Source organism: Microbulbifer sp. (assembly GCF_036563125.1).
Taxonomy (GTDB): domain Bacteria; phylum Pseudomonadota; class Gammaproteobacteria; order Pseudomonadales; family Cellvibrionaceae; genus Microbulbifer.
This window is the reverse complement of the sequence record NZ_DATCMV010000123.1, coordinates 25676-32821: the sequence shown is the minus strand read 5'-3', so window position 1 is coordinate 32821 and position 7146 is coordinate 25676. Positions and strand designations below refer to the sequence as shown.

Annotated in this window: 8 protein-coding genes and 1 pseudogene; 3 read left to right on the top strand and 6 right to left on the bottom strand. The window is 60.3% G+C overall.

Translation table 11 applies throughout. The features are described from left to right. The 3 genes and pseudogenes from VIL80_RS10465 to VIL80_RS10455 all read right to left on the bottom strand — a co-directional run. Positions 1-215 (bottom strand): annotated as a pseudogene (locus tag VIL80_RS10465) (sodium-dependent transporter); the annotation flags it as partial. 101 nt (positions 216-316) lie between these two features. Beyond that, a complete protein-coding gene (gene smpB, locus VIL80_RS10460) occupies positions 317-796 on the bottom strand; it encodes an SsrA-binding protein SmpB (protein ID WP_332036057.1) in 480 nt (159 codons plus the stop codon). A gap of 46 nt (positions 797-842) precedes the next feature. Then, positions 843-2261, bottom strand: a complete 1419-nt coding sequence (locus VIL80_RS10455) for a sodium-dependent transporter (protein WP_332036056.1) — start codon at positions 2259-2261, stop codon at positions 843-845. A gap of 223 nt (positions 2262-2484) precedes the next feature. On the opposite strand from VIL80_RS10455, the gene VIL80_RS10450 reads away from it, so the two are divergent. Together VIL80_RS10450 and VIL80_RS10445 are read left to right on the top strand one after the other, a co-directional pair. Further along, positions 2485-2940, top strand: coding sequence for a type II toxin-antitoxin system RatA family toxin (locus VIL80_RS10450; protein ID WP_332036055.1), 456 nt, complete (start codon positions 2485-2487; stop codon positions 2938-2940). Continuing rightward, positions 2937-3266 carry an RnfH family protein gene (locus tag VIL80_RS10445; RefSeq protein WP_332036054.1) on the top strand — a complete coding sequence of 110 codons (330 nt, stop codon included), beginning with the start codon at positions 2937-2939 and terminating at the stop codon, positions 3264-3266. Before VIL80_RS10450 ends, VIL80_RS10445 begins: the two co-directional genes overlap by 4 nt. A 15-nt stretch (positions 3267-3281) precedes the next feature. Here the strand turns inward: VIL80_RS10445 and VIL80_RS10440 are convergent, their stop codons facing one another. Further along, positions 3282-3629, bottom strand: coding sequence for an outer membrane protein assembly factor BamE (locus VIL80_RS10440; RefSeq protein WP_332036053.1), 348 nt, complete (start codon positions 3627-3629; stop codon positions 3282-3284). A 360-nt stretch (positions 3630-3989) separates the two neighbouring features. Between VIL80_RS10440 and fur the strand changes: the two genes are divergently transcribed. Beyond that, entirely contained in the window at positions 3990-4397 is a 408-nt protein-coding gene (gene fur, locus VIL80_RS10435) for a ferric iron uptake transcriptional regulator (RefSeq protein ID WP_332036052.1), read from the top strand. Positions 4398-4479: 82 nt separating this feature from the next. On the opposite strand, the gene VIL80_RS10430 is transcribed toward fur, so the two are convergent. Both VIL80_RS10430 and recN read right to left on the bottom strand, forming a co-directional pair. Further along, complete coding sequence (locus tag VIL80_RS10430) at positions 4480-5073, bottom strand: lysophospholipid acyltransferase family protein (RefSeq protein WP_332036051.1); 594 nt, start codon at positions 5071-5073, stop codon at positions 4480-4482. A gap of 171 nt (positions 5074-5244) precedes the next feature. Further along, on the bottom strand, positions 5245-6897 hold the full coding sequence (recN, locus tag VIL80_RS10425; protein ID WP_332036050.1) for a DNA repair protein RecN: 1653 nt from the start codon (positions 6895-6897) through the stop codon (positions 5245-5247). Positions 6898-7146 lie beyond the last annotated feature (249 nt).

Here is a 7146-nt window from a genome sequence, read left to right as displayed (position 1 = left end):
TTGCGCCGTGCGTGGCGGCCGATGGTGAGCTCCGCCATCAGTACCGGGTAGGCGAGCATAAACGCGAGCAGCAGGTACACCACCACGAAGGCGGCACCGCCGTTGGAGGCCACGTTGGTGGGGAAACCCCAGATATTGCCGAGGCCGACAGCGGAGCCGGCGGCGGCCATCAGGAAGCCGAAGTTGGAACTGAACTGTCCTCGCGGTGCACTCATGGTAAATCCTGTAATTATTCTTCTGGTCGGGGTTGTCGACGATCAGTGATAAGGGTCATGCAACCCCGGCACTTGTGTCGACGGGGTCTCTGCATCAGGGATTAGTGGTGATCCTTGCGCATCAGGCGCTGCTTCTCGCGATTCCAGTCGCGCTCTTTCTCGGTCTCACGCTTATCGTGCAGGGCCTTGCCCTTGGCCAGCGCGATCTCGCACTTGATCAGGTGCTTTTTCCAGTAGAGCGCGGTGCACACGCAGGTGTAACCCTTCTGTTCCACCGAGGCCATCAGCCTGGCGATCTCCTTGCGGTTCAGCAGCAGCCTGCGGGTGCGGTCCGGTTCGGTCACATAGTGGGTGGAGGCGCTGATCAGCGGCTGGATGCGCGCGCCCAGCAGCCATGCCTGCCCGTCTTTGAACAGGACGTAGCTATCGGTGAGCTGGGCCTTGCCCTCGCGGCAGGATTTGACTTCCCAGCCCTGCAACTCCAGGCCAGCCTCAAACTTTTCCTCGATGAAATAGTCGTGCTTGGCCTTCTTGTTGAGGGCGATGGTGTTGGAAGTCGGGGCTTTCTTCTTTTTTGCCATGTGTACAACTTGTGCCTTTGCAGGCTTTTTCTCTAATCAACCAGCTTTATATAAAGCTGGTGCCGAAGAACTTCAGGGCAACGGTGTTGATGAAGATCAGCAGCAGAATTACGGGAATGAAGGTGCCGAGGGCGAAGTTTACATACTTCTGTGAGAGGGAGCCGGCAAAGCCGCTGTCTCCCTCGGTCAGCTCCTGGTCGAAATTGGCCCGCTTCCACTTGTAGATCACGAAGATACATACCAGCAGGCCGTTGAGGGGCAGAATGGTATCGTAAAACAGGATTTCTACCAGATCGAAGAACGATTTATCGTTGCCGGCGATCTTCACGAACTGGGTCAGCCAGTCGGCCATGCCGAAGGACATGGCGCAGAAGACGGCGAGCACAAACTGGACGACGGCCAGGGTGAGGATGGCCTGTTTGCGGCTCATGCCGCGCTCATCGCGCAGGGTGGCGACGGGGACTTCGATAATGGATACCAGCGAGGTCAGTGCGGCCACAAACACCAGGAAGAAGAAGGCCGCAGCGATGGCGCTGGCACCGAAGTAGCCGATGGTGTCCTGCAGCGACAGGAAGATCTTCGGCAGGAACAGGAAGATCATGCCCGCGGAGGAGTCGCTCAGGGTGGTCGGGTCAATTTCCGGGTTGAAGTGGAAGATGCTGGGCAGGATCAGCAGGCCCGCGGTAAAGGCCACCAGCGTGTCGGTCAGGGCGACGGCCTTGGCGGAACCGGGGATCGAGTCGCGCTTCTTCATGTAGGAGCCGTAGGTGATCATGATGCCCATGCCGAGGGACAGGGAGAAAAACGCCTGTGACATGGCTTTGCTCACGACTTCCGCATTGAGCTTGGCGAAGTCCGGGATCAGGTAGTACTGCACGCCCAGCAGCGCATTTTCCTGGGTGAGCACGAACAGCACCAGGCACACCAGCATGACAAACAGCAGCGGCATCAGGGTCTTGGCGGCACGTTCGATACCGTCCTTCACGCCCATGGAAAGCACGCCGTTGATGATGAGCATCAGCACGATCAGGTAGACGAACACGGATTTGGAGTTGATGAACTCGCCGAAGTAGGCCTCGGTGGTGAGCCCGGTCAGGTTGCCCTTGAAGATCTCAACCATGTAGCCGAGCACCCACACGGTGACCACCATATAAAAGACGGCGATCATGAACGGGGTAAACAGCGCCAGCCAGCCGGGAATACGCCACAGCTTGGAACCGCCGGAGAGATGGCGGTAGGCGCCGACCGGATCCTTATCGGTTCTGCGGCCAAGGGCGAGTTCCGCCATCATCACCGGCAGGCAGATCAGGAAAACAAACAGCGCATAGACCAACAGGAAGGCGCCACCACCACTCTTGGTGGCGGCCACAGGGAAAGACACCAGGTTGCCGATACCTACTGCGGAACCTGCCGCAGCCAGAATAAAACCGATTCGGGATCCAAAATGTTCTCGCGCTGCGGACATAGATTACTCACTTGCCTGTTATTCTTGTCGTTTGAATGATCGCCGCCGTCGACATGGTCAGTGACGGTTGCTATCCGGGGGTGGCCCGGGTAAGTGGGGACCGATTGTTGCAGGATTTATCCGCCTTGAGTAGCGTCGCGGGCGAAATGTGTCCGGTGAGACATAGATTAGGCAAAAAACGCTTTTGCAGGGCAATGTTTGAGCAATGAGCAAGTTTTGATCGATGACAAAAATTGAACGCAGTGCACTGGTGATGTTCAGCGCGGAACAGATGTTTGACCTGGTGAACGATGTCGCCAGTTATCCCCAATTCCTGCCCGGTTGCCGGGGGGCGGAGGTGCTCTTTCAGGACGGCGAAACCCTGGAGGCGCGGTTGGATCTGTCCCGCGCGGGTATCTCCCAGAGCTTTGTGACCCGCAATCGGTTGAAGCGCCCCGAGACCATGACGCTGACCCTGGTAGATGGACCGTTCAGCAGCTTTAACGGTGTGTGGGCATTCACGCCGCTGGCGGAAAATGCCTGCAAGGTGGCGTTTACCCTTGAGTTCGAAGTCAGCAATCGCCTGCTGGGTGCGGCGGTGGGCAAGCTGTTTGGCGGTATTGCCAACCAGATGGTGGACGCCATGTGCGAGCGCGCCGGCAAGATCTACGGCGAGAATTCTTTTGGAGACAAACAATGACCAGCCAGAAAACCATCGCCGTGGAAGTGGTGTACGCACTTCCCCACGAGCAGCGTCTGATCAGCATGCTGGTGGAGCCGGGTACCACGGCATTAAAGGCGCTGGAGCTGTCGGGAATTCCGCGGGAGTATCCGGAAGTGGATCCGGCATCGGCCAAACTCGGGATTTTCGGCCAGGCGCTCGGCACCAAGGGATTGGCTGTGGCGTCGGAGTATGTGTTGCAACCGGGAGACCGGGTGGAGGTGTACCGCCCGTTGATCGCGGACCCGAAGGAGGCGCGCAAGCAGCGGGCGGAAAAGGCGAAGCGTCAGGCCGAGGGCGAGTGAGCCCCGGCGCTCGGGTTAGCCGGGCCAGCCGGAGGGCTGCCAGTCGCCGCTGGTCTCGATCAGCTGGTCGCCGTTGAAGTAAACACTGAAACGCTTCTGGCTCTCTTCACCGTTGGGCTCGCGCACGCGGTTGATGTAGTCCCAGCGGTTGGGGTTGAAGGTGTCTTCCACCAGCGGTGTACCCAGTACGAAGCGCACCTGGCGGCGGGTCATGCCCGGCTTCAGCTGGTCCACCATTTCCTGGGTGATGATATTGCCCTGCTGGACCTGGATGCGGTGTACACCGGGAAATTTGAACAGGCTGCAGGCGGTAGCGAAGCTACACAGGCCGGCGATCAGCAGGATTCGTACAACGGATGGCATTGATTGCTCCATCTGGATTTTTATTGAGTTCCAATTTGTCTATGGCTGCGGATGTTTACAGGTCCGACCATGAGAATAGTCGCCAACCCGCGGGCAAAGTTCCCGCTGAGGTGACGACAAAGCTGGCGATAGCGTCACTCATTTGCTGATTTGTCCGTGCAAAACCAGGTGTAAGTGTGTGCTCACTTCCCCTGGGGGTCTCGGGACTTCTCCATCATGGGTGATGCTGGACCGAATCCCGGTTTGGGGTTCCGCTGCCTGCACTGGGCGTGGATAATACCCGAACTGCGCGTGGGCCGACAGGCGCGCGCCACGATTACGATATAGCGACTACGAGCACACATCCGGAAAGTATTACTCATGTTGAACGAAAATCAGGAACTGCGTAAGGCGGGACTCAAGGTCACGCTGCCGCGCGTCAAAATTTTGCAACTGCTGGAAGGCGCCAGTGACCAGCATCTGAGTGCTGAGGATGTGTACAAGATGCTGCTGGACGCTGGCGAAGACGTGGGTCTGGCGACCGTTTACCGGGTACTGACCCAGTTCGAAAGCGCCGGGCTGGTGATCCGTCACAACTTTGACGGTGGCCACTCCGTATTTGAGCTGGACCGCGGAGACCACCACGACCATATGGTGTGCACCGATACCGGCGAAGTGATCGAGTTTCACAACGAAAAGATCGAAGAGCTGCAACACCAGATTGCCGAGGAGCACGGCTACGAGCTCACCGGCCACAGCCTGGTGCTGTATGTAAAGAAGAAGGGGTGAGCCCGGAAATGAAAAAGGGAGCCGAGCGGCTCCCTTTTTTGTGTCTGAATTTTGTGCCGGACACTGGTCCCGGCACAGGCGATTACACCGGTGCGGTGTAGTCTCCCGGATACTTGCCCACCTTGGTGGCGTAGAAGCTGCCGAAGCGCGCCAGTTCTTTCGCCAGGTTCTCGCTCATCTCCATCACCGGCCCCAGGCCCGCTTCTTTTTTCGCGAAGTCGATGAATCCGCACACTACCGGCACCGCCGCACCGCGGGCGATGTGGTAGAAGCCGGTCTTCCAGCGCTCGGCCTTGCCGCGGGTACCTTCCGGCGGTACCGCAATCACCAGCTCTTCCCGGGTGTTGTACTGGTTGACGGTGGCTTCCACCAAGTTGTTGGACTTGCTGCGGTCCACCGCGATACCGCCAAACCAGCGCATGGTGGGGCCCAGCGGGAACTTGAACAGTTTGTCCTTGCCCATCCACTGCGGGTTCACCTTCAACTTGAGCGCGGCGAGGATGAAAAAGTAGCCATCCCAATTGGAGGTGTGCGGTGCTGCCAGCAGCACATACTTTTTCAGCCGCAGTGCGCGCTCGTCGGCGACGATTTTCCAGCCGTGCAGCTTCAGCAGCAGGCGCGCCACCAGCCGCAGGCAGGGAGTGAGAATGGGGGTGTTGAAAATGGTTGTCTGCATGATGTGACCGAATTCTTTGCCCGACAGTGTAGTTTGGAACCCCGTGCAAAGGGCGCGGCAGTATAAAGTGAATTGTGTGCCACTTTCGGTCAATTTCGGCCCGGGGAGGGCATCCGGGCCGACTATCTGTGACTGGTCGGGTCTGGCTTGCTAGTTGGAGGGGGCCTTTGATCAGGCCCGGTTCAGCATTTCCTCCGCGTGTGCCAGGGACTGCGCGGTGGCCTCACCGCCCAGCATACGGGCGATCTCCGCGCTGCGTTCGCCGTCCTGTAGCTCGCGCAGGGCCACGAAGGCGGCCGCACCGTCGCTGTGTTTTTCCACCAGGTACTGGCGATGGGCGCGGGCGGCCACCTGCGCCAGGTGGGTTACACAGATTACCTGGCCGCGCTCGCCCAGCTGGCGCAGCAGCTTGCCCACTACGTCGCCGGTGGCGCCGCCGATGCCCACGTCCACCTCGTCGAACACCAGGGTAGGGGTGCGGGAAGTCTGCGCGGTGACCACCTGGATTGCCAGGCTGACCCGCGACAGTTCGCCGCCGGAGGCAATCTTGCCCAGTGCGCGCGCCGGCTGGCCCGGGTTGGTGGCAATCAGGATTTCCACCTCTTCGAGACCGGTGGAGGCGGGCTTTTCCAGTTCGATCAGCGCAAGTTCCACCCGCGCGTGGGGCATCGCCAGGTCTGCCAGCTGGGCATTGACCGCCTCCGCGAGTTTCTTTGCCGCGGCGGCGCGCAGCTTGCTGAGCTTGCCGGCACTGGTGCGGAAGGCCTTTTCCAGCCGCTCACACTCCCCGGCCAGTTTGTCCAGCGCGTCCGGCGCACCGATTTCGTCCAGCTCCTGTTGCCACTGCTGCTGGACTTCCGGCAGCTGGTCCGGCTGTACCCGGTGCTTGCGGGCGATGGAGTAGATGGCCGACAGGCGCTCTTCCACTTCCGCCAGCCGCTCCGGGTCCATTTCAAAACGGTCGATATGCCGCGACAGGGTGCTGGCGGCCTCGTCTATCTGGATGCGGGCGCTGTCGAGCATCTGCGCCACGTCCATCAATGCCTGGGTCTGCTCGGGCATGGCGCCAACAAGGTGCAGGGCGCGGTGTAGTTGTTCGGCGATATCGCCCTCACCGCCGTTCAGCAGTGCGGCCAGCTGGTAGCTGCCGTTGAGGATGTCGCCGGCGTTCGCCAGCTGGCGCTGTTCGCTTTCCAGCTCGTCCAGTTCGCCGGGCTTCAGGTTCAGCTGCTCCAGTTCCTGCAGCTGGTATTCCAGCAGGTCGCGGCGGGCCTGGGTTTCCTCGGCGCTGTCGGCTAGCTTGCGGTAGCGGCGGTACTGGTCCTGCCAGGTCTTGAAGTGAATGCGCACTTCCGCGGACTGCGCCTCGGCGTGGGCGTATTCGTCCAGCAGGCGACGGTGGGTTTCCTTCTTCAGCAGCGACTGGTGTTCGTGCTGGCTGTGGATGTCGATCAGCTGCTCACCGAGGGCGCGCAGCTGCAGCAGGGTTACCGGCTGGCCGTTGATATAGGCGCGCGAACGGCCGTCGGCACCGATGGTGCGGCGCAGGATCACCTCGCGCCCGGCGTCCAGTTCCTGCTCCTCCAGCCAGTCGCGGGCTTCCTGGTGGTTGCTGATATCGAAGGTGGCGTGGATGTCGGCGCGCTGTGCGCCGGCCCGCACCAGCTCGGCATTGCCGCGGTCGCCGAGGGCGAGGCCGAGGGCGTCCAGGGTGATGGATTTACCGGCGCCGGTTTCGCCCGTGAGGGTGCTGGTGCCGGGGCCGAATTCCAGCTCCAGCTGGTCGACCAGGGTGAACTGACTGATAGACAGATGCAGCAACATGGGATCGTGCTTGGTGGTTGTGAATAGTGGTTGTTTATACAGTATTTGGCGGAGAATTTTCAATCACCCCGGGCACAGATTGCGATGCAATCGTTTTTCGCGGTCCCTGCAGCGCCACCTTACTCTGGCATCTGCCTTTCCGAAGGATGCCAATGAAAAGGTTGCGGGTAGCCGGCTGATGGCGCTCGCCGGCGCTTGAAGTGCGCCGGAGTGCCCCCATATACCCCTGCATTGCCGGCGTTCGCCGGC

What these genes read in the sequence shown, in the direction of transcription:
- VIL80_RS10440 (WP_332036053.1), bottom strand. Translation starts at nt 3,629, where the DNA reads ATGCCATCCGTTGTACGAATCCTGCTGATCGCCGGCCTGTGTAGCTTC.
- VIL80_RS10455 (WP_332036056.1), bottom strand. Translation starts at nt 2,261, where the DNA reads ATGTCCGCAGCGCGAGAACATTTTGGATCCCGAATCGGTTTTATTCTG.
- VIL80_RS10430 (WP_332036051.1), bottom strand. Translation starts at nt 5,073, where the DNA reads ATGCAGACAACCATTTTCAACACCCCCATTCTCACTCCCTGCCTGCGG.
- recN (WP_332036050.1), bottom strand. Translation starts at nt 6,897, where the DNA reads ATGTTGCTGCATCTGTCTATCAGTCAGTTCACCCTGGTCGACCAGCTG.
- smpB (WP_332036057.1), bottom strand. Translation starts at nt 796, where the DNA reads ATGGCAAAAAAGAAGAAAGCCCCGACTTCCAACACCATCGCCCTCAAC.
- VIL80_RS10445 (WP_332036054.1), top strand. Translation starts at nt 2,937, where the DNA reads ATGACCAGCCAGAAAACCATCGCCGTGGAAGTGGTGTACGCACTTCCC.
- VIL80_RS10450 (WP_332036055.1), top strand. Translation starts at nt 2,485, where the DNA reads ATGACAAAAATTGAACGCAGTGCACTGGTGATGTTCAGCGCGGAACAG.
- fur (WP_332036052.1), top strand. Translation starts at nt 3,990, where the DNA reads ATGTTGAACGAAAATCAGGAACTGCGTAAGGCGGGACTCAAGGTCACG.